Origin of the sequence: Pseudomonas sp. Irchel 3F3 (genome assembly GCF_900187545.1) — a bacterium.
In the GTDB taxonomy this organism is placed as follows: Bacteria; Pseudomonadota; Gammaproteobacteria; order Pseudomonadales; family Pseudomonadaceae; genus Aquipseudomonas; species Aquipseudomonas fortuita.
This window is the reverse complement of sequence record NZ_FYDS01000007.1, coordinates 395,127-414,222: the sequence shown is the minus strand read 5'-3', so window position 1 is coordinate 414,222 and position 19,096 is coordinate 395,127. Positions and strand designations below refer to the sequence as shown.

Sequence of the window (19,096 nt, the reverse complement as noted above, 5' to 3'; positions counted from 1 at the left end):
TAGACACTAAAATAAATTGTATTAGTCACTTCATATCCCTATGAACAAACTGCCGCATCAGCCCTGATTCAACTTCAGAATATGCGCCTTTATGGCCTGCCCGGCTGCCTCGACAAGGCTCAGATAGAACGGTTTGCCCAGGCCGAGCAACGGTGATCCCTTCAATGATTCGGCCGTTGCCTTCAGCGTGATGACGCCGAATTGCTCGGCGATGATCTCGATACTGCGCTGGCGCTTTCCAGGCTGGTCATATGGCTTTTGATACCACGTGGCAATCTGGTACTGGGCGTCCTCTCTTTCGAATGCCGCGTACAAGTGCTGGGCCAGCGCAATAACCGTTTCACGAATCAGCCCAGGGTCGATATCGCGACTTTCCAGCAATGCCTCGAACGGGGCATTGGCTACCGCCAGAAGATCTCCAATGGTGTAACCCGCCATCGGCGGAAACACACCAGGCGGCAGCTCAACGGCTGGGCCACTCCCTTCATTTGAACTGTCTTCGTCGTGCATAAAAACTTCCTTGGGCTACAGGTAGAAAATCGGCCAGCCTTGTTTCACGTTCCGGATACTTACTGCAATCGCAGCACGGCCGCATGGTAGAGCAGCGTCAGGTCCTGCCTGGCATTCAGCACTTCACTGTGAAAAACCGCCGACACAAAAGGCGCCACCCTGAAAAAGTCGGGCAGCACCTCCGGCGCAGTGGCGTGAATAGGGAACACCGGATTGGCCGGTGCAGCCAACTGGAATTCATAACCAAACCCACCCAACCCGGCCCGCTCGGACAACGCCTGCGCAATGCACAGCACCGAGACCAGCCCGATGTCCGCTACATCATCAGCGTACAGTTCCCCGCCGTCATAGATGAACTGCTCACCGCGCACGATGGCCTGGTCAGCCAACCCGGTAAGAAGCCGTCGAAGCTGGTCTTCCAGTTGATTCTCATCCATGCGATGTCTCCGCCAAGCGATCCGAGTCGCGTATCAAGGTGCGCACACGATTGCGCGTCATCGTCCAAGACAACCGAAGGTTTGAAAAATTCCCACCCCCGCAGGCAGCTGACGGACCGTCATTGCACCCACGAAATGCCAAAACAAGAGCGGCACTTTGCCGCTCATCGACCCTCTTCATCGTCGTCTTTGGCGTTAGCCGAACCAGCCCCGGCAGGAAGCCCAGCGTCATTGAAATGCTGCCCCCGGGAGCCGGTAGTTTCAGGAGCAGCATCAGCCGAAGCGGCCTGATCCTGGCCCGCATCACTCCCGGCCGGTGCCGAACCACCCTTGAGCGAGTCCTTGAATGCCTGAACCCGGGCAGGCGCACCTTCGTGGTACGCCGCCTTGCCTTCTGCCTTGGCAGTCGAGAAGGCTTGCTTATAGTCAGCCCCAGCAGCGCTGGCCGTGGAAGCCAGGCCCGCACCGGCAGTCAGCGCGCCGGCCCTGACGCCGTCACGCAGCCGCCCGCCCATCGAACCAGAGCCCGAGCTTTGGAAGGATTCCACCCCCGAACGCCCTGCCGATAGCGCGGCGCTCCCCGCGCTGCGCAGCGACCTGGCAGTTGCAGCAGTGCCGCCCGTGATTGCCCGCCCCAGCGCGACACCAGCAGCCTCGGAGCGCTTTTCGCCAAGGCTTCGGGTGTCACCCGACTCGGCCGAAGCCTGTGCGCCTGAATCCCGGGCAGCTGCCCCACCGGCGCCCTGGCCGTTGGCATTAAGCAGAGGTGTTGCGCCACCCGCCCCGCCTCGAGGCCCGCCACCTCTGGGCCCGCCGCCAGGCGAAGAGCCATCGGGCGGCGGCAGCTTGCCTTTGTCATTACCGAGGCGCATGCCAGAACCCGAACCCTGAATGCCTGCGCCTACAGAAGCCATACCGCCCCGCATCTGGCCGACAGCATTGGTCTCACCCAGGTCGCCAATGCCTGCACCGATCCAGCGCAATACCTGGTCAGGCAATGTCTGCGGCAAGCCGAAGATCATGTACAACACAGGCAACAACGTCAGCCCGAACACCATGAACCACCAGGCAAAGGTCAGGAACTCGGAGATGGCACCTACACCACCTGAAGAAGACACCACAGCCCCCCGCATGGCAAAAAAGCCCTGGGCGATATAGTCGATCACCGGGTCTGACACCAGCACCGCGGCAAACAGCCCCAGAACAGCCAGCGCAGGGCGGGCGAACAGCGAAAGCAGAAGCAGGTAACCCTGGGTCTGGGAGCCTACGAACGTTCGATCCGGTGTCATGTGCATGACCGCCCACAGCGGCGCAGCAATGATCGACTGCAGCACGGCCAGCACCCAGCCAACAAAGACGATCATGAACAGCGTGTACGGCAGGCTTGGAAGAAAGACCGCAAAGTAGAACGCCAGAGGCTCGATGTACGAGGCCATCAGGGCGAGCTGCTTGACCGGCACGGTCATTACCCAGTCCCAGAGCGGGGTCACAACCTTGTCCAGATCAAGGCCGTTGCCCAAGCCCTTGACCGAGGAAAGCGCGCCGGCAATCACCCGAATCGCTGTCCCGGCAGTCTTGATGGCTACATCGGCCACAAGAATGCCGGCACGCGCAACGGTCAGGTAATCGCCCACACACTTCATGCGATTGAGCGAGCCCCCCATCTGCCCGGCCGTTCCGCACAGGGGTGTCTGCCCGTTGCTGCCCGCACCCGTGGCAATCTCCACCACGTTCAACATGACACTGTTGACGTACGAAGACATCTTGGAGTCCATGTCAGCTTTCAAGGACCCGACGTTGATATCGCTGTTGGGGTCCTTGGGAATGAGGCTGGCAATATCCTCAGGCTTGGCCGTGGTCGATTGCTTGTACCCTGGCTTCTCTTCTGACTTCTTGTCGATTGCCTCGGTGACCGTGGTCACGCTGTGCGTCAGCAGAGAGGCCCGGGCATCGGCAGGCAGTGCACCGAGAGAAGGCGCACTGACCGAACCGACCGGCTCGGACAGCACCCCGGCAATCTGGCCTCGGACCATACCCACGCGCTGGAACCATCCGCCAGCCGCCGACCAGCCATCATCGGTCAGCGTGCTGAGGAAGTCCTTGAGGCCATTGTCGACATCGCCCTGATCACTGCTAACCTGGGCGAACAGTTGCGTGGCCACCTTCTGCTCCGCCGCGTTCACGATGGTATTGAACTGGTCCGAGTCGACCGCATCCCAGCCAGCGTCGTTGATCGTCGCAGGCCAGCTTCTCACCCAGGTGTCCAGCTGGGTCATCATGCCCATGGCCGCTTCGCGCTTCTTGCCCTGCACATTCACCCGCAGCGATTCCAGAGCCCTGGCCATCGCCTCCGTCTGGGTCTGTGCCGAATACACCGCCACCTTAACGGTGCCACAGAAAGCCGCCCCACCGGCCAGGTTTGTATCGGCGTTGCGGTCCTTGATTTCGAAGACGTATTCCGTGCGGCCATTTACCGTGTTGAGCTTGTCCTGCGTGTTGTTCGCCCTTACTTCGGGAACCGCACCGGATGCCGGGTTGTTGCCATAGATCGAGTTGGCCGCCTTGGCACAATACGACGCCGCCAGGTAGCTGCGGGCGAAATCGCGCAAGCCGTAGAAATTGCCAGGTGAGTTCACCCCTTCGACGATGCCGTTCGGCGACAGCACGCCCATGGCCATGCCTGCTTTGTAGGTGCCATTGGCAAAGCCGACGCCCCACAGGGAAAACATCAACACAATGAGCTGTATGAAAGAGAAGCCGCTTGTTGTGGGCAGCAACACTGCGCCGCCCGCCACGATCCGTACCGGCGTCCACAGCGAGGACCAGTTCTTGCCCATCGCCTCCCCGTCGTTGGCCGTGTTGGTGACACCCATTACGGCAACGTAGGAAACGATCAGCGAACCGATGATGAGGATCCCGCTGTTGAAGAAGCCGAACATCGTCGCGAGGATATTGGCGCTTGCCTGCACAGCGTTGGGGTCGGTGCCTTTGACCAGGGCATCGATTACCGGGCCAAAGATCCTGCCAAGCATCTCGACTGACTGGTCGGTGCAGGCGTTTGCATCGCTGCACGGTGAAAACGGCATCTGAGCCATTGAGAATACCTACCTGAATCGAGTTGCGGACGGTTGATCTAAATCGTTCGCGACGAATTCCCCTTGGAATGCTCCGTCGTCCTTGAATTGAGCTCGCTGCACCCGGTAGGCGATGGCTTACACCGATGCTTTGAGCCTGAGCTCATGATACTACTCTGCAGGCATGATCCTGAAGATATGGAAAACGCGGCAATCTTAAACCACAAATGACAAAAAAATCAAAATAATGCTACGAAAGAAAATTAACAAAATCTGGATCAATACTGATCATGAAGCCGTGCTTTTAACGCCACGGGGAAAGCGACCAACCTGTAAATTCGTGAAAATGCCGAAAATTTGGCTTAAATAAAGAGATATGAGCGCGAAATTTCATAATTAGGCCAAACATGAGGTTTTTTGAACCTTCGGGCTAGCACGTTATTCAGATGCCGGCGGGAGCCCCGTCAACCTGCCTTTTCTGCACAAAAAACGTACAGAAGGCTCTCAATTGAACGGCTTACAGGCTTGTAAAGTTGTGTAAATAGACATTTCACCTACTGGTCAGCACACGAAAGGGGCGGCATGATTGGCCACAACAGCCCGTTTTTAGTGGGCCTCCCGCTCGTCAGCGTCCTGATGAGGGCTTTTGAGGACACAAGCCAGCGCTTGCTCCAGGGGATACCTGATTCAACCAAAAAACCTATTTATCCGACTCAAGCACAAGAAAAATAACAGTAAAAATGCTATGGTCACTCAAGCAAGCGAACCGCAGGGTTCGCGGTGGACTGGCACAGCACGTCAGCGCAGACTCATTCGACCGCCCGCATCAGCCTATGCGCCTGGGTACGGCGAGCCGCACAGGGAAGCAGATGTTGCTGAATGCCGACTGACTCGGGCACGTTCAAGCCCCGTGAAAAAACGACGGACATAGATGCAGCTATCAATACGCGATGCGAGCCGATTCGTGATCGGCGCCGGGCTAATGCGACAAAAGGCCATCGAGGCCTCAGGCAACCCGGCAATCAGCCTTGGCAACGTAGCGCAAGCCGCCCTGCGGGAAGGCCCTGACGGCCAGAAAGTCCGCCAGACGATCGACACACTGGCCGATCAAGCGTCTGAATATTTGCGCAACACGCCTCCCCACACCCTGCGCTCCGAGCGGATAATGCAAAGCAGAGAAGCCGAAGCCAGCGCATTCACAGCCATCCATCGTGCCGTGATCAGCAGCGTGACCCTGGAAATGGCCAGCCCGTCCGGGAGGAGTGGCGCCGAGTCCGAGCTGCGCCAGTCGCTGCTCGATGCACTCGAAGCAATCGACAATACCCCCGGCTCACGGGCAGACAGGGAAGGTTTGCTAGCCTCCGTGCGCGATCAGGTAATCGCGGCCTCCTCCGACGCCGACAGCATGAAGCGGATGGTGCGTGAAAGCGAACAAGCCTACCTGGCTGCCGACCTGGACAAGACGTTCGCCCGCTACGCCAACCCATCGCTACCACGCAGCGAAAGCAGTAACGACTACAGCATGTAAGGATTCAAGCCATGCCGACCCCGCAGGAATTTCAGAGCTTCACCGCCTCCGTGTTCCCTTCCCAGGCGGCGGAGACTGTCATTGCCAAGCAGCCCGTACTGGCCGACTACGGCCGTGAGCTGCGCAACGCAATCAGCCAGCTGCCACCTGAAGCCACACGGACGCTGCTCGGCGATTATGGCCAGGCATCCCCGGCGCTCATGACGTCGATCGAGGACTCCATCCTGCTTCGTGAATTTGCCCACGAACGCGTGGCTCAGCAGGCGGACGTCAGCCAGGAGTGGCTGAATGCTGCCGATACGCAACGGACGGGGATCGATGAGTCAGCGGCAGCTGCGGACGACACCTGGAACGCAGAGCCCTAGCCTGACAAGCAGGCACAAAAAAACCGGACCTGCGTCCGGTTTTTTGTGCCTGCTTCCGACTGTGAGGTCGGCCCATCACAGGTTATCGCGAAGCGGTCTTGAACTGACGAGTGCTGTCTTTGCAACCCATGGATGCAACCGTGAACAACACTTCATACCGCGTGTAGGCGCTTGCAGAAACACGTGATGGCCTGGGGCCTTTGTCTACTGTCTTGCTGTAGGCAAGCACCGCATCGCACGCTATCGCATCCACCACCTGGCTGCTGACCTGAGAGGCACGCTGGCGCATACCCAGTTCGAACTGCGCATCATCCAGAACAACCGGCGTACGTGCCGGCGTGGTCGCCAGCGCTACGTGGGCGCCCTGGGACTCTCCCAGCAAGCGCACGGCAATGGTGATGCCGCCGCTGCTCTCGATACGCGGGTATCCGGCAAACCGCGCGGTGAACTTGTCAGCAGCCGCCAACTGGCTGACAGTGCGGCCCACCACTTTGGCCCAGTACTCATTGGGCGGGTTCGAAGGATCATAAGCTGGCGCCCCCCGATCATAGGGCTTGCCCGCCATCCTCAGCTGCTCCTGGCGCAAGAAGTAGCTGGAGCGGCACTTGTTGCTGATCTGCGCGTCCATGGGGCGCCCAGACTTTGCGCTGTAGAGCAGGGCAGAAGCACACTCCAGCTCAAACTGCCCGTTGAGATACAGTTGCTCGCCCGTGCCAAGCGGGCTTGTTGTCGGAACAAGGTTGATCCCTCCCCCACCTGCGCCACCTGCAATCCCGGTAACGAGGCTGCCAGGCATCATCGAGGTGAGCGAACTGACAGCCTCGTCCGAAAAACGAATCTTGGTGGTCCCGTCCGGCATCTGCTCGGTGGTTACACAACCCGCCATCGCCGCAGCGGCCAGCAGGGGCAGGATGAGTTTGCACTTGGTCATGCTCGTGTCCTTACTTGAAAAATCTGCTTGAGCGCGTCAGAAGAACCGCCCCATGTCTTGCTGCTGTGCCTTCACCTTTCGCGTCTCGCGCAGCTGACCCACCACATCGCCCGGCCGCATCGCAAAAGCCTCGCCACAAGGCTCGCCGACCTCAGCCACATAGCCTTCATGCACACTCACCCGCACGAACTGGACGAACCTGGCTTGAGCCATGAGTTCCCGCTTGCCCTGTTCGTCGACAAAAATGCCAAGCGCCAGCGGCGGCATGCGAGTGTCCATGAAGTTGACGCTCTCAACCGACAAATACAGCCGGTCGGATACGTAGGCAGCCTCGAAAGGCATGCACCCGGCCCAGGCGGCCTCGAAGGGCTGCACACCCACATACAGGGTGTCCCCTTCCAGCGCAAAGCTGAATCGCCCACTTTGCATGGGCGAGAGCAACATCACGCGGTCGTGTTCAGGATGGCGCAGCACTTCGTCCCGTTTGAAGTTCGCCGTCCAGCGCAGAAAGTTGGCGTACGCCACCACCTGCCTGGCGGCCCGCGCTATCCGGGCTCGCTCATCTGCGCTTATAGCCGGCCCGACATCCTTATGGCCTTGGGTTCCCATCAAATCAGTCCTCGTGCTTTTTGCGCTTTTCCAGCATCCCGAAGAAATCATCAAGAATCTTGTTCAACATCTTTTGCGGCGTATGGCCAAAGTTCTTGGCATGTTCCGACACCCGCTCATGATTGTCGTTGCGCAAGGTGTAGGCATTGGACGGATCTTTTTTCCGGTTACGGAACGAGATCAGCCCAGAACGGCGCGCCATCGACATCATGCGCTCATAATCGGTATGCGAAATGTTGAACTTCTTGCGGATATCGACCTTGGTCAGGCGCTCGTCCGCCTTCATCAGCCGCACCGACTCCAGCATCAGGTTGTGCAACTGGTTGAGCCGCACCAGGTGATTGAAGCCACTGTCGATCTGACCTCGCTCAACGGCACCGCGGTCGGTGTCCGGCCGGGCCAGCCCGCTGGAAAGGTTTTTCAGCACGACTTCATCGGACAGGTCCAGCGGGTTTCGGTTCTTCTTGGTTTCCTTGAAATCGGGCGACTCGCCACTGAGGTAGTAGACCGAGCCCTGCTTGGCTATTTCCACTTCCAGGAACGAGCAGGCAACCATGAAAATGTCTTCAGTGCAGAGCTTGCGCGACACGCCTTGCTGAATGGCTTCGCGGCTCAGGGGTTCGCCAGCTGCGCGCATGGCGGCATGGGTGTGCTTGGTCCGCTGAATGTCCTGGACCATGTTGAAATACGATTTCAGCGGCAGCACCTTGTCGGACAGGTTGACCAGCGGGTGCAACTCTTTGACGGTGTCTGCCAGTACATCCGGCGAGGGGACCAGCAGGGACCGCAAGCCTTGGGCAAGCGACAACAACTTGGTCCCGTCTTTCACTTCATTCGCTGGTCGCATATACGTACCTAAGGTTTTCCAATCCAAAATAGTCTTAAAGTGCCTGCAGGGAGAGCAACACCCTGCTCAAGCAGAACAGCACGGAAGGCTTCGCGGCCCTTGCCTGCTCTTAATCTCCAATCCTGGAAAAGAACCACCTTCGGCACCGCTTGGCAACAATCGGGCAAAGCGAAAAGGCATTACGCCATTTCACACGCCCGCAAACCAGCGAAAGGCATAACCCATCCCTCAAGATGGAAGCAACGGCAATCATTGCGGTGCCAGGCACCCGAGATCGCCGCCTTGACCTGGGTCAAGGCCCATGGACTGAAGCGTCTGCTTGGTAAGCTCCACCTGCGCCTTGATTGACTCAGGGTCATTCGCCATCTGCTGCGCGACAGCATTTTCAATCGGCGACGGGGAGGAAGCAAGATGAGACATGGTGGCCATTACCGCAACCACTACCAATGGCGGAACAACCCAGGCCAATGCAGTCTTGCGCCGGCGCGATCGGGCCTGGCGAGCTGCATCATCGGCGGCCTGTTCGCGCAGGGCCTTGCGTGACGGTTGCGGCGCAGCCACGGGAAGCGAAGCATTAAATGCCGCCGGCTGCAGCTGCCCACCCACCCTTTGAGCTTCATCGCGCTGGAAGTAGTCGTTCAGGGCCTCGTTCAAGCATTGCGCAAGGGCCTGGCGAACGGTGTAGGCAACCAGGGCCGGATCAATGTGGGTCAGCGCGCCCTTGCGATCTGCCTCGGCATGGAATACCAGCTGCAGGGCGGCCAGCTCGTGGTTGGACAGCGCGCCAGTGGCATCCTCGATTGCCAGGCTGACGCTGCCCTTCAGCAAGCGCTGATGACCATCGTCTTCAGCCGTATCAAAACCGGCAACCAACAGGGACAACTGCTGAAACCCCTTGGGAATACGCACGGTCCGGGGCGCCCGCAGCACGTCATGGGGGCTCTGGCTGTCGAACACCACCAGCAAGTGCTCGCCCGAGCCGAAGATGCGGATGCCGGGATCGAACTCGAAGTTCGGCGCTTTGGATTTCATGTACGTTGCTCCTTAAAGTTTCCCAAAGATGTCTTCAAGTACGACGGCCTGTGAAAGGCCCGTCATCATCCTTGGCTTCCCTGTGCGGTGGTCGATGAAGAACGCAGCCGGGACACCCGCCTGTTCCTTGCCGTTGTTTTCGAACGCGGCAAACAGGAACGCCAGGTTGGTGCTCAACTGTTCGACCGTTTCCGGCGATGGCTCAGAGCGGATCTGCTCGTGCTTGCCCAGCACTCGCGCCAGCGTTTTCTGGTCCTTGGCCTGCAGGATAGTGGCCGCAAGCGGCACGCCATCTTCCGGGTTGCCCAGCGCTGCTGAGGGGATCCACTTGATCGAGTGGCCCTTTGCCGCATACGCCCGTGTCAGGTTGTACGCCTCCCGGCAGTATGGGCAGCGGGGGTCGATGATGATGTAGACGGTATCGCCAATACCGCCCTTGCCTTCCTTCACCCCGGCAAGGGAGTCGACCGTCTTCATCGACTCCGGTACAGCCCCTTTGAAACTGCCATCCATCGCTGCGGCCTCACGCACGTTCGGTGCGACAACCGGCGACATCATCGGCGCGGCAGGTGCAACAGCAACGGCTGCAGGAGCAGGAGCAGGAGCAGGAGCAGGAGCAGGCGCAGGGTTGGCGACCTGCGCAGCGCCCGGCAGGAAGGCGTCGGAGATGTTGGCGCCCGATTCGGCATTCCAGGCCACACCGGTGAACAGCACCGCAGAATCCGGGGTGCTGAACAACACCACCTGATGGCCGTTTTTTTCCACCGTCCAGGCAGTCAACCCGCCCAAGCCCACCGGGCGGGCGTTGACGATGCGGCCATAGCGCGATACCCGTTGCGCGGTCAGGTCATCGAGTTCCTGCTGTGCCTGAGTGGCCGGCGCAACGGCTTGAGCGGTGATGAAAGCAGAGAGGTCCGCCGTTTGAGCCGGGGCGGCATGGGCGACTGAAACCCCCGCCGCAAGCACCGCAAGCACGGCAACAGGTCTTGCAAACACACCCTTCATGGCTCAACGTCCTTATTAATAATCCAATACGACCGCATTCTAACAAAAAAGCAGAAAAAGGCACTAAAAAACAAAAAAGGGTCATATTGAATGATGACCCTCTGACAGCGAACTGCCGGCTCAGCAGTGCCACTTCATGTCATTTTCTCATCGTGCATCGCCTTCCGTGCCGCGGCTTCCTTCTCTTCCTGGACGGCCTCGTAACGCTTCTTGTCGGCGTCGGTATACTTGTACGCCGACATGGCCTGTTCAAGGCCATTGACTGCCTTGTCCAGCTGGGGCTCCGCCAGCGATGCACCTGCCTTGCACTCATAAAGGAAGTGCGACAGGATGCCCGGCGCCTCCGGGAACCCGGCCTGGCGCCCGATCGTCTGCAGGGCATACCACATGTCCCTGTCGAAAAAGCGCAGCCAGCGCATCTCGGCGGGAGGCAACACGCCCAGGCGCCGCGCCTGGAAGAACATGGCGAAGATAATGGTCCTGACGAACGCATGGGCATGCAGGATCGCACTGGCGTTAGGGTGCTTTATGTATTTCTGGATGATTGCCCGCGGCACCTCCAGTGGCACCTCAGGCTTCAGCCAGGCATAAGGGTCGGCGGCACCAGCGCCTTTACCCCCCTTCGCCGAAGGCGCCTTGAACTGGTCCCAACACCACGCAACCATGTAGTCGCTGTCGGCCATCGCCGCCTTGAAGGCTTCGTCATCGAGCGACGTGTCTGTGGCAACCACCCGTGGCAAGGCAATTGCCACCAGCAGGGTTTCCGCCGCAGACAAGCTGCCAACCCGGGTCCAGTGTTGGCCCAACTGACGCCGCATCACTTCGGTGGCCTTCTCACGGTCGAGCGTCGGCGCCCAGCTTCGGTCCGACTGCGCTTGCCAGCCACTGATCAGCAGATGCTCGTAGGCAAACTGGCGGGAGGTCTGCGACATGCCGAATACAGGGTGGTCCAGTGGCTGGGCGATCAGGTCGAGCTCGGCGAACATCCGCAGGTGCGGGTACTGCGCCTTGTTCTCTTGCACATAGCTCTTGATGTTGTGTGTCCGGGTGAACCTGAGCTTGGGGTGGGTCTTGTTTATGCGCAGGAACATGCGCACCGAAAGCACTACCATGAGTACCAGCAAGAACCCGTTCATGAACAGGGAGGACGAGGTAATTTCGCCCCACGCCACGTTTGAAAAGTCACGCTGGCAGGCGCCCACAATGCCGTCGGGCGCACACATGCGCCCGACCCATTCGTTGATCGACGAAATACCCGGTATGTCCGCAAAGTCGCCAAGCACGCTCGGCAACCAGAGTTCAACGTAGCGGATGTAGGTGTAGGCGGCGGAAATCTTTTCGTGGGCGAAGTACCAGGCACCCCACCCCCCCAGGTAAAGCACCACGATGATCCCTATCAATATCGCGGGATCATCCCACGTGAAACTTTTTTGCCCACCGCCTTGCTGCTTCATTCTACGCCCCTTCTGCCGCCACAAAGATTTTCGCCGGTCATGCCTGCCGTGCCCCTACCTGACCAGCTCTTTGAGGATGTTGTGGGTGGTACGCACACGCCCCACCATGAACACCGCAGCCTGACGAAAAACAGCGCGTACGGTCATTTTCTTGACCACTTCGATGTAGACCAGCCCGAGCGTCATGCACAACGCCAGCGGCAGCAGAAACTTCCACAGCGCCGGCACCAGCAACAACAGCAACCAAGGCAAGGCAGCGCTTGCGTTGATCACGAAGAAACGTGCGGGTGGAGCACTTCTGCTCCAGTGATACCGTCCTGTTGCCATGTTCTTCCCCTGAATTCTGTTGGGTAGCCTTTACGAGAGCCCCGGCTCAGCCGTGGCGCAAGTCGCGGGCAGCCGCTTCGTTGATCACGCCCGCTGCCAGCAGGCGGTCCGCCTCGGCAGCAAACGTATGCCCTTCATCGCGCACGAACTCGGCGACACGCTGGGTAACCCGCCCCATGTCGGTCAGGTCCATCAAGGTGTCACGCACCTGCTCGGTGAATTTCAGCCAAGAGCGCGCCGCCGTGCGCTTGCCATCGACCGTTGGCACCAGCTTTTGCGCCATCATGAAACGGCTGGTGTCGACCAGGTCGTAGATGGCCGTCGCCCGTTCCTGTTCGGGGAAGCGGGAGATCATCCGGCGCATGATCGCCGCCACGTCCTTGGCGTGGACCGTGCCGAACACCGGGTGGCCAGTCAGCGACAGCTCGACCGCCGCACGAATGGTTTCCTGGTCTCGCAATTCGCCAATTACACACAGGCCGGGGGCACGCCGCATGGCCTCGCGGTTGGCCCGGTAGAAATCCTTGAAGTGCGTGGGAATTTGCGACTGCACGAAGATCGAATGCTTGCTCTGGATCTTGTCGTAGGTGAACTCGATCGGCTCTTCATGGCTGATCAGGTTGCCCTTGATCGGCGTGTCGTTTTCCAGAATGAAACGGTTGATGGCGGCAAACGTGGTGGTCTTGCCATGGCCCGTGGCCCCGGCCACATAGACGATGCCATCACGCGGCGTGGCCATTCTGACGATGTCCTCGCTCAAACCGACGTCCTGGATTCGGGGCGGGTCATCGGGAATGGCCCGGATGACAATCTGGCAGGACGTATCGCCATGGCAGGCAATAGGCGAGGCGTTTACCCGGTAGGCATAACGCAGGCGGGCGCCTCGCGCATCCTTGCGCTGCGGGTCGAACAACTCGTACCGCTCGTTGACCGCCGTCCCGGACACGATATCGGTAGTGGCGGTGTCCCGGTTGGCCGCCATCTTCAACAGTTCGTTGACTTCCCCGACATCGAGCGTACGGCGGGTGACCGCATACAACCGCCCGTACTTCTTCACCACCACCGGCAATGCGGGCTGGATGAAGATATCGCTGACGCCATGGGTAAGGGTTTCCAGCATCATCGCCTTGAACTGGTCGGCGCGGTCGAAGCGAAACGGGTCTTCGTAGCTGGTCAGCCGCTCCAGGCGCTCGATCAGTGCGCCCGGCTCCAGCATCATCACGTCATCGTGGAAGTCCTGCTTCATTGCGGCCCGCCTTCACCGGCAGCGGGCTGCGTGCGCAAGCGGCTGCCACCGGGGGCCGCGAATGCCTCGGCCGCTGCAGGCTGACGGGCGGCGGCCGGCGACGGTGCCGGGTTTGCGGCACGGGCTGGCGCAGCACGTCGCACCGGATCGGCGGTGGTGGAGGTGGCAATCGAGCTGCGCCAGACATTCATGTTGTCGTTGAATTCTGGCAGCGCCGTGATGCGCAACAGGGTTTCGTCCACCGCCATCGACCGCCCTTCCTTGGTAACAGGGATGGCCGCTCCGGAGATGATCGGCAGGGTGACCTGGCCGTGGCGGGCAAACTCACTGAAACGGCGCATGCCATCGATATCGCGGTTCATCCGGTCGAAGCCGTAGGTCAGCATCAGGTTTGCCTGCTCGACGCCTTGCTTCCAGCCTTCACGTACAGCCAGTTTCCATACCCGCTCTTCCTCGTCGGAACGCGGCACCAGCGCAGAAACCAGCGAGGTGCGGTCGAAGCTGGGCAGCGGGAAGGTCAGGTACTCGCGCCAGCTTGGCGGAACGGACGAAAAGCGCGCCTGCGATTCGATCTTGTAGGCCGCCCCCGACAGGCGCAGCGTGTAATCGCCGTCCTGGTTGTACAGGTGGCGCGCCTCGGTGATCACCGGCGGCACCACGCGGTCCTGGATCATCAGGCTGCTGAAGTCATAGACCGTATCGAACTCGCGCTCGCGCACCTTCAGCGCCTTGTTGATGTTGGTGAGCTGCCAGGCCAGGCCAGCCTTTACACCGACCTGCAGCGCGGCATCGAGAATGGCTTCGCCACGGGCTGCCGATGCCTGGTTCTTCTCATCGCGCATGGCCTCGACAGCGGACTTGGCATCGCCGGTGTCGCCCTGCTGCTGAACGTAGGCAGGCTTGTCATAGAGGCGCTCGGCGTCCTCAAGGGTCATCGGGGGCATGTCCATCGCCATGTTCAGCCCCTCCCCAGCGCCAACGGTACCGGCTTGTAGATCAGGCGCAGGGTATTGGTGCTCTTGTCGAGCACCACATCGGCACCGGTGTCGATCTGCGCGCCCACATCCTTGAGCACGTTGATCGGGGTAGCCTTGCGGACCCACACGTTGATGGGCTTGAGGTCCACACGCTTGCCGCTCTCGACGTAGGCATAGCCGTAGCGGCTGGCGAAGGTCTGCAGCAGCTCCTGGGGCTTGCCGATGAAATCGATATCCACCTGGTCGGTGTCGACCGCAGCCTGGCGAGAGGCGGCTTGCACACGGTCAGCGTTCAGGCGCGACACGTAGTTGTGCTGAGAGTTGACCGCTACCGATACCTTGTCGGCGATGATCCGGCTGGCAAACGCCTCGGTGTCGTCGGTGGTCGGTTTGGCAGAACTGGCACAGCCCCCCAGCGCAACCAATGCCAGCAGCACGCCTCCGGCCTTGCAGCAGCGTGCACCCATGAGCATTCCTTTCATTTAAAAACTCCTGAAGTTTGTCATTCTGATCGACCCTGCGCAGGGGCAACCTGCGGCGGCCTGGTTACTGGTAGCTGACCACCAGCCGGTCATGGCGCTGCCGTTCAAGGTATTTGCCCCATTTCACCGCGAGCGGGATCAGGTCTTTCTTGTAGATGTCGTTGAATTTGCGGGTGCGGGAGTGGTAGTTGGCCGCACGGGTCCAGAAGTCCTGACCATTGTTCTCGGCAAGCTTCTGGCGCAGCAGCCAGGCCGCCAGCTCTGCGTTGTAGCAACCGCGCCAGGCGACATCGGATTTGGTAATGGCCGGGTACGAGGCAAATACGCCTTTCGGCCCCCAGTGGGTGGTATTGATCTGGAAGTGGCCAAGGTCGAAGGTGCCGTTGCTGTTCGACACGCTTTGCCCGTTCTTCCCGCTCTCCTTGCTGGAAATGGCCAGCAGCACGTTGGCCGGCACACCCTGGCGCTGTGCGGCCTGCACGACGCAGTCGATATCCGCAGGCCGCACGGCATAGAAGTCGTCGGCCAGCACTTGCGCAGACCACAGCGCCAGCACGGCGACTACCCATTGGAGCCCGTTGCGTGCCATGTTCAGATAATCCACTTCTGATGCTGGAACCAGAACCAGAACGCGCCTTCGACAAACAGCTGCCCGGTCGAGACCTGCCAGCTGCGATAGGACTTCTTCATGCCGAATACCCACAGCGCAAAGCCGATCGACAACCAGTTCAGGGCGATCATGATGCCGGCGCCGGTCGCCAGCATGTAGACGAACCCGGCAACGGCGAAAAGGCTGGCGATGAAAAACGCCCTGGAATGCAGCCGGTGGTTGCGGGCGATACGGTCGAGTTCGTCGCGCTCGATGGTCGTCAGCTGTGCCTTGACGCGCTCATTGCGGTAGCGCGCAGCATGCTCGCGGACCTTTTTGACATTGTCCTCTTCGAACAAGGCGAAGTCACAGTTGTTGCAGCCCCAGCTGTGCAGCACACGCAGCTTGCCTTTCGGGCTCTGCTCAAGCTCCTGATGATCGCCTTCGGTCTTGAGCAGGACCCCGCGCTCGCACTCGGGGCAAGTGGGGCTGAAATTGGAACGCCACAGCGACTTGATGTGCTGGTTGCCCATGCGCAGCTGGTTCACGCCCAAGGCCGCCATGGGCATGGTGATGAACGCGAACTTCGCTGCCTTCTTCCCTGAATCGAACAACCCCATCACGTCACCCTGGCATGCAAAAATTCTAGTTTCTGATTATCTGTTAGATATCTATCGTCGTCAATTTATGACACCAATTAGAATCTGCTTCCGACCAGTGGACGGGGGGCTCGATGCCTACTCATGCGGTTTGTTCTTCATCAGCGCGCGGCATTGCGCCTGCAGTTCATTCAACCGTTCACGCATACCCGCCACATCCTGCGCCTCAGGCGCGGGCGCTACGGAATAGGCCGTTTCGCGAGCGATGGCATCGCAGGCTTCGCGGATGCGTTCTTCGGCGGCCCACTTGTCCGACAGCGATGCAAACCCTTCACCGGCAGCCATCACTTGCATGTCGAGCATTTGCTTGGGCATGACGATTGCCAGTTCACGGGCCCATTCATCGTCCAGCGTCTGCTCGTCCGCAGCCGCAACAGCGGGCACTTCTGGCGCCACCGTGTTCCCGACGATCAGGTCCGCCACCGCCAGAATGCTCGCCTCGATCGCCCCCGGGCTCAGTGGATCCTCCTGGGCTGCCGCTACGGGCGCAGCGGGTGGCGTAACGGGTGTCTCCAGCACCTGCTGCGGAGATGGCGCAGCCGGAGCCGGCTTTTTCAACGCACCGGTCAAATACCCCCCGAGCACGGCGAACGAAGTATCCAGCCTACCCAGCAGTGGCCGGTCGGGGTCTGCGTAGTTGTGTTCGAACGCACTGTGCATACGGGCAAAGGTAGGGTCGCCCTTGACCACCGCCCGCACCCGCCTGGCGAACGAGCCATCTTTCAGGCTGTCGACAAATGCCTGGCGCGATTGCCTGTTCTGCGGAAGGTCTGACGGCTCGGGCGGCTCGACCGGGATGAAATCGTTGATGCGCATTTCTTTCGGTGCCGGGCCGGCTGTGTAGAAGCCCATGCCGCGGATAAGGGCCACACCGCCGGTTTTGCCATTCTGCGATTTCTTGCCGACCAGGAAGGTGAACTCGCCGTTTTCCTGCATGGCAACGTCGTCGTAGTTCAACCGGCTGCGCTGCTCGATGCCGATGTTGTCCGACTGGCGCAGCTTTTCGTTCCCCGCAGTGCGTTCGAAATTACCCAGCATGGCCTGCGAAGACTCGGCCGCCGCGCCCTGCACGCGCCGCCAGGTTTCCGATTCGGTGCCCGAGGTCAGGCGGCCGACGGCGCGGATGTTGGTGTTTTCCCAGGTGGCATCCGCTTCTTCGGCGCTGGATTTCTTCAGCGAGGAAAAGTCCTGCGCCGCGAAGGTGACACTGAAGCCCAGGCTACGCGCCTGGGCCGGGGCCACGGCGAAGCCGACCACGGCGTAATAGCCATATTCGTCGAGGATGGTATAGAACGGGAACTTGGAGCCCGTTGGCCGGCTGTCGATGATTTCGCGTACCACCCCTTCGACCCGGTTGCCCAGGCAGCCGGCCATCATCTGCTTGATGCTGCCTACAATCATCTTGCCAAGCATGCGCATGCTGTCAGGTGCACGCTCCAGCGCCGGCAGCAGCACCACCAGCAAGCGGCGGTTGATCACCACATCGTAGAAGTCCACGTCACCGACGCGTGTCTTGAAGATATGGCCGTAGTTGAAGGTCAGGTCGTTGAAGATCCGCCCGAGCTGCATGACGATGTAGCCGTGCTGCTCCAGGGTCTTGGTTTCCTGCTTCTTGAACTTCGCCTTCTGGTAACCCGGCAGCGTCAGCAGGTAGGAGCGCAGCGGGGCCACGATCACATCGAACATCTCGCCGTACTTGCCGCCGTGCTCCCACACCAGTTCTTCGATCACGTTCAGCTCGAAGTACTCCAGGTACTTCTCGGGGGACAGGTTGATGTGACCCTTGTCCCGCAGATAGGTCAGCGGCCGCGTCAGGGCTGCCACGAACATGATCGCCCGCCCCTTCCACATGTCGCCGCCGCCACCGGAGTCATCCATCAGCGACACGATCAGCTCGATCAACATGCCCGACGAGGTATTCCCCATCATGTTCATGTTGTTGGTCACCTTGTCGACCTGCTTCTCGACGAAGTCGCGGCCAGAGGTGATGAAGTTGATGATCAACAGGTCATCTTCGCGGCCGAGGTAGCGCGACAGGCGGAAGATTTCCTTCTGCAGCTTGGGGTCACCCTTGCCGTCGACGTAGATGAAACCCGTGTTCTGCACCAGGGCGTTGAACACGATGCCGAGCAACAGCTCGGTGTTATGGGTGACCAGGCTGTCGTCGGTGATATACAGGTGGTGTGGGTGATCGATCTCGATGCACTGGCAGGGCGCCTGCCCGGCAGCGTCTACCTTCCACACCTCGGCCCAGCCATTGAACTTGGCAGACCCACGCTTCTTGCGCACCTTGGGCAGCATCACCACCACGCCACGCCCCATCAGCTCACGGATGGCATCGGTCGTCACGGTGTGCGCTGCTTCGCTACCATCCTCGCCGCGTGTAAGCACTCGCCACAGGTGGTCACCGGTGGCCTGGGCCCTGCGGCCGTCGCGGGTGGCAATCGTCCAGATCGGCTGAACGCCCTGCTCGATCACCCGCAGCACCGCAGCCTGCTTGCCATCGGGCGTGCACACGCTGTCTCCGACCCGGATGCGGCCCATTTCCACCCAACCGCCCGGCGTCAGCACCTTGGCATGCTTGGGCTGCGGCTTACCGGAGCCCGTGGTGCCCAACACCAGCTGGTGCGTCCTCAGGTCGCTGTCGCCGGCGTAGATCTGCTCCCGGGTCTCCAGGTCATTGCCGAAAAGGGTAACCCCCTCGCCTTTCTTTTTGCCCTTGTACGAGCCGTCATTGACATCCGCCAGCTTGGGTACCCGGTAAGGGAAATCGAAGGCACGGTTTTCGACATCGACGAACTTTCGCTTGAACACCCAGGCCAGCAGCAACAGCAGCTCACCCGAGAAGGGCACCTTGATCGAAACCAGCGCCAGGATCGGCAGCGCGAAGGTGCCAAACACTGCGCCATCAGCAGACTGGAAAAAATCGCTGAAGCGCTGCCCGGCCAGGCGCGTGTCTTTGCGCCGCCGGCTGGTGCTGACTTCATGCTGACGGGATGCGCCCTTGTACTGAGCCATCTGTCA

Annotated in this window: 18 protein-coding genes; 2 read left to right on the top strand and 16 right to left on the bottom strand. The window is 60.2% G+C overall.

Going from position 1 to position 19,096, the window contains the following annotated elements:
* Nucleotides 1-57 precede the first annotated feature (57 nt).
* The 3 genes from CKW35_RS18025 to CKW35_RS18015 form a co-directional block, all read right to left on the bottom strand.
* Nucleotides 58-510, bottom strand: a complete 453-nt coding sequence (locus CKW35_RS18025; RefSeq protein WP_016489281.1) for a hypothetical protein — start codon at nucleotides 508-510, stop codon at nucleotides 58-60.
* 59 nt (nucleotides 511-569) lie between these two features.
* Nucleotides 570-947 (bottom strand): hypothetical protein, encoded by a 378-nt coding sequence (locus CKW35_RS18020; protein ID WP_016489282.1) that lies wholly within the window; start codon nucleotides 945-947, stop codon nucleotides 570-572.
* Nucleotides 948-1,111: 164 nt separating this feature from the next.
* Nucleotides 1,112-4,042, bottom strand: coding sequence for a DotA/TraY family protein (locus CKW35_RS18015; protein WP_095116514.1), 2,931 nt, complete (start codon nucleotides 4,040-4,042; stop codon nucleotides 1,112-1,114).
* A 961-nt stretch (nucleotides 4,043-5,003) separates the two neighbouring features.
* Here CKW35_RS18015 and CKW35_RS18010 point away from each other — a divergent pair.
* On the top strand, nucleotides 5,004-5,549 hold the full coding sequence (locus CKW35_RS18010; protein WP_016489284.1) for a hypothetical protein: 546 nt from the start codon (nucleotides 5,004-5,006) through the stop codon (nucleotides 5,547-5,549).
* A gap of 11 nt (nucleotides 5,550-5,560) precedes the next feature.
* Entirely contained in the window at nucleotides 5,561-5,914 is a 354-nt protein-coding gene (locus tag CKW35_RS18005; protein ID WP_023049287.1) for a hypothetical protein, read from the top strand.
* 82 nt (nucleotides 5,915-5,996) lie between these two features.
* Here the strand turns inward: CKW35_RS18005 and CKW35_RS18000 are convergent, their stop codons facing one another.
* The 13 genes from CKW35_RS18000 to CKW35_RS17940 all read right to left on the bottom strand — a co-directional run bounded on the left by CKW35_RS18000 (nucleotide 5,997) and on the right by CKW35_RS17940 (nucleotide 19,090).
* Nucleotides 5,997-6,845, bottom strand: coding sequence for a hypothetical protein (locus tag CKW35_RS18000; RefSeq protein WP_016489286.1), 849 nt, complete (start codon nucleotides 6,843-6,845; stop codon nucleotides 5,997-5,999).
* Between the two features lie 36 nt (nucleotides 6,846-6,881).
* Nucleotides 6,882-7,454: a hypothetical protein gene (locus CKW35_RS17995; protein ID WP_232248900.1), complete on the bottom strand. Its 573-nt coding sequence runs from the start codon at nucleotides 7,452-7,454 to the stop codon at nucleotides 6,882-6,884.
* A gap of 4 nt (nucleotides 7,455-7,458) precedes the next feature.
* Nucleotides 7,459-8,301 (bottom strand): hypothetical protein, encoded by an 843-nt coding sequence (locus CKW35_RS17990; protein WP_016489288.1) that lies wholly within the window; start codon nucleotides 8,299-8,301, stop codon nucleotides 7,459-7,461.
* Between the two features lie 249 nt (nucleotides 8,302-8,550).
* Nucleotides 8,551-9,333, bottom strand: a complete 783-nt coding sequence (locus CKW35_RS17985; protein ID WP_016489289.1) for a hypothetical protein — start codon at nucleotides 9,331-9,333, stop codon at nucleotides 8,551-8,553.
* 12 nt (nucleotides 9,334-9,345) lie between these two features.
* Nucleotides 9,346-10,338, bottom strand: coding sequence for a hypothetical protein (locus CKW35_RS17980; RefSeq protein ID WP_095116512.1), 993 nt, complete (start codon nucleotides 10,336-10,338; stop codon nucleotides 9,346-9,348).
* A gap of 134 nt (nucleotides 10,339-10,472) precedes the next feature.
* Nucleotides 10,473-11,792, bottom strand: coding sequence for a hypothetical protein (locus CKW35_RS17975; protein WP_060518527.1), 1,320 nt, complete (start codon nucleotides 11,790-11,792; stop codon nucleotides 10,473-10,475).
* A gap of 54 nt (nucleotides 11,793-11,846) precedes the next feature.
* Nucleotides 11,847-12,119 carry a hypothetical protein gene (locus tag CKW35_RS17970; RefSeq protein WP_172455929.1) on the bottom strand — a complete coding sequence of 91 codons (273 nt, stop codon included), beginning with the start codon at nucleotides 12,117-12,119 and terminating at the stop codon, nucleotides 11,847-11,849.
* A 46-nt stretch (nucleotides 12,120-12,165) separates the two neighbouring features.
* Nucleotides 12,166-13,365 (bottom strand): ATPase, T2SS/T4P/T4SS family, encoded by a 1,200-nt coding sequence (locus CKW35_RS17965; RefSeq protein WP_016489293.1) that lies wholly within the window; start codon nucleotides 13,363-13,365, stop codon nucleotides 12,166-12,168.
* Complete coding sequence (locus CKW35_RS17960) at nucleotides 13,362-14,309, bottom strand: type IV secretory system conjugative DNA transfer family protein (protein WP_224372393.1); 948 nt, start codon at nucleotides 14,307-14,309, stop codon at nucleotides 13,362-13,364. The genes CKW35_RS17965 and CKW35_RS17960 overlap by 4 nt, the downstream gene beginning before the upstream one ends.
* A 14-nt stretch (nucleotides 14,310-14,323) precedes the next feature.
* Nucleotides 14,324-14,824 carry a DotD/TraH family lipoprotein gene (locus tag CKW35_RS17955; protein ID WP_231995295.1) on the bottom strand — a complete coding sequence of 167 codons (501 nt, stop codon included), beginning with the start codon at nucleotides 14,822-14,824 and terminating at the stop codon, nucleotides 14,324-14,326.
* 64 nt (nucleotides 14,825-14,888) lie between these two features.
* Nucleotides 14,889-15,413, bottom strand: a complete 525-nt coding sequence (locus CKW35_RS17950) for a transglycosylase SLT domain-containing protein (protein ID WP_016489296.1) — start codon at nucleotides 15,411-15,413, stop codon at nucleotides 14,889-14,891.
* A gap of 2 nt (nucleotides 15,414-15,415) precedes the next feature.
* Complete coding sequence (locus CKW35_RS17945) at nucleotides 15,416-16,033, bottom strand: hypothetical protein (RefSeq protein WP_060518529.1); 618 nt, start codon at nucleotides 16,031-16,033, stop codon at nucleotides 15,416-15,418.
* Between the two features lie 117 nt (nucleotides 16,034-16,150).
* Nucleotides 16,151-19,090: a hypothetical protein gene (locus tag CKW35_RS17940; RefSeq protein WP_023047877.1), complete on the bottom strand. Its 2,940-nt coding sequence runs from the start codon at nucleotides 19,088-19,090 to the stop codon at nucleotides 16,151-16,153.
* Nucleotides 19,091-19,096: the final 6 nt, after the last annotated feature.

Excerpts from the sequence above, each read along its gene's own strand:
- CKW35_RS18025 (WP_016489281.1), bottom strand. The coding sequence starts at position 510 with ATGCACGACGAAGACAGTTCAAATGAAGGGAGTGGCCCAGCCGTTGAG.
- CKW35_RS18020 (WP_016489282.1), bottom strand. The coding sequence starts at position 947 with ATGGATGAGAATCAACTGGAAGACCAGCTTCGACGGCTTCTTACCGGG.
- CKW35_RS18015 (WP_095116514.1), bottom strand. The coding sequence starts at position 4,042 with ATGGCTCAGATGCCGTTTTCACCGTGCAGCGATGCAAACGCCTGCACC.
- CKW35_RS18010 (WP_016489284.1), top strand. The coding sequence starts at position 5,004 with ATGCGACAAAAGGCCATCGAGGCCTCAGGCAACCCGGCAATCAGCCTT.
- CKW35_RS18005 (WP_023049287.1), top strand. The coding sequence starts at position 5,561 with ATGCCGACCCCGCAGGAATTTCAGAGCTTCACCGCCTCCGTGTTCCCT.
- CKW35_RS18000 (WP_016489286.1), bottom strand. The coding sequence starts at position 6,845 with ATGACCAAGTGCAAACTCATCCTGCCCCTGCTGGCCGCTGCGGCGATG.
- CKW35_RS17995 (WP_232248900.1), bottom strand. The coding sequence starts at position 7,454 with ATGGGAACCCAAGGCCATAAGGATGTCGGGCCGGCTATAAGCGCAGAT.
- CKW35_RS17990 (WP_016489288.1), bottom strand. The coding sequence starts at position 8,301 with ATGCGACCAGCGAATGAAGTGAAAGACGGGACCAAGTTGTTGTCGCTT.
- CKW35_RS17985 (WP_016489289.1), bottom strand. The coding sequence starts at position 9,333 with ATGAAATCCAAAGCGCCGAACTTCGAGTTCGATCCCGGCATCCGCATC.
- CKW35_RS17980 (WP_095116512.1), bottom strand. The coding sequence starts at position 10,338 with ATGAAGGGTGTGTTTGCAAGACCTGTTGCCGTGCTTGCGGTGCTTGCG.
- CKW35_RS17975 (WP_060518527.1), bottom strand. The coding sequence starts at position 11,792 with ATGAAGCAGCAAGGCGGTGGGCAAAAAAGTTTCACGTGGGATGATCCC.
- CKW35_RS17970 (WP_172455929.1), bottom strand. The coding sequence starts at position 12,119 with ATGGCAACAGGACGGTATCACTGGAGCAGAAGTGCTCCACCCGCACGT.
- CKW35_RS17965 (WP_016489293.1), bottom strand. The coding sequence starts at position 13,365 with ATGAAGCAGGACTTCCACGATGACGTGATGATGCTGGAGCCGGGCGCA.
- CKW35_RS17960 (WP_224372393.1), bottom strand. The coding sequence starts at position 14,309 with ATGCCCCCGATGACCCTTGAGGACGCCGAGCGCCTCTATGACAAGCCT.
- CKW35_RS17955 (WP_231995295.1), bottom strand. The coding sequence starts at position 14,824 with ATGAAAGGAATGCTCATGGGTGCACGCTGCTGCAAGGCCGGAGGCGTG.
- CKW35_RS17950 (WP_016489296.1), bottom strand. The coding sequence starts at position 15,413 with ATGGCACGCAACGGGCTCCAATGGGTAGTCGCCGTGCTGGCGCTGTGG.
- CKW35_RS17945 (WP_060518529.1), bottom strand. The coding sequence starts at position 16,033 with ATGGGGTTGTTCGATTCAGGGAAGAAGGCAGCGAAGTTCGCGTTCATC.
- CKW35_RS17940 (WP_023047877.1), bottom strand. The coding sequence starts at position 19,090 with ATGGCTCAGTACAAGGGCGCATCCCGTCAGCATGAAGTCAGCACCAGC.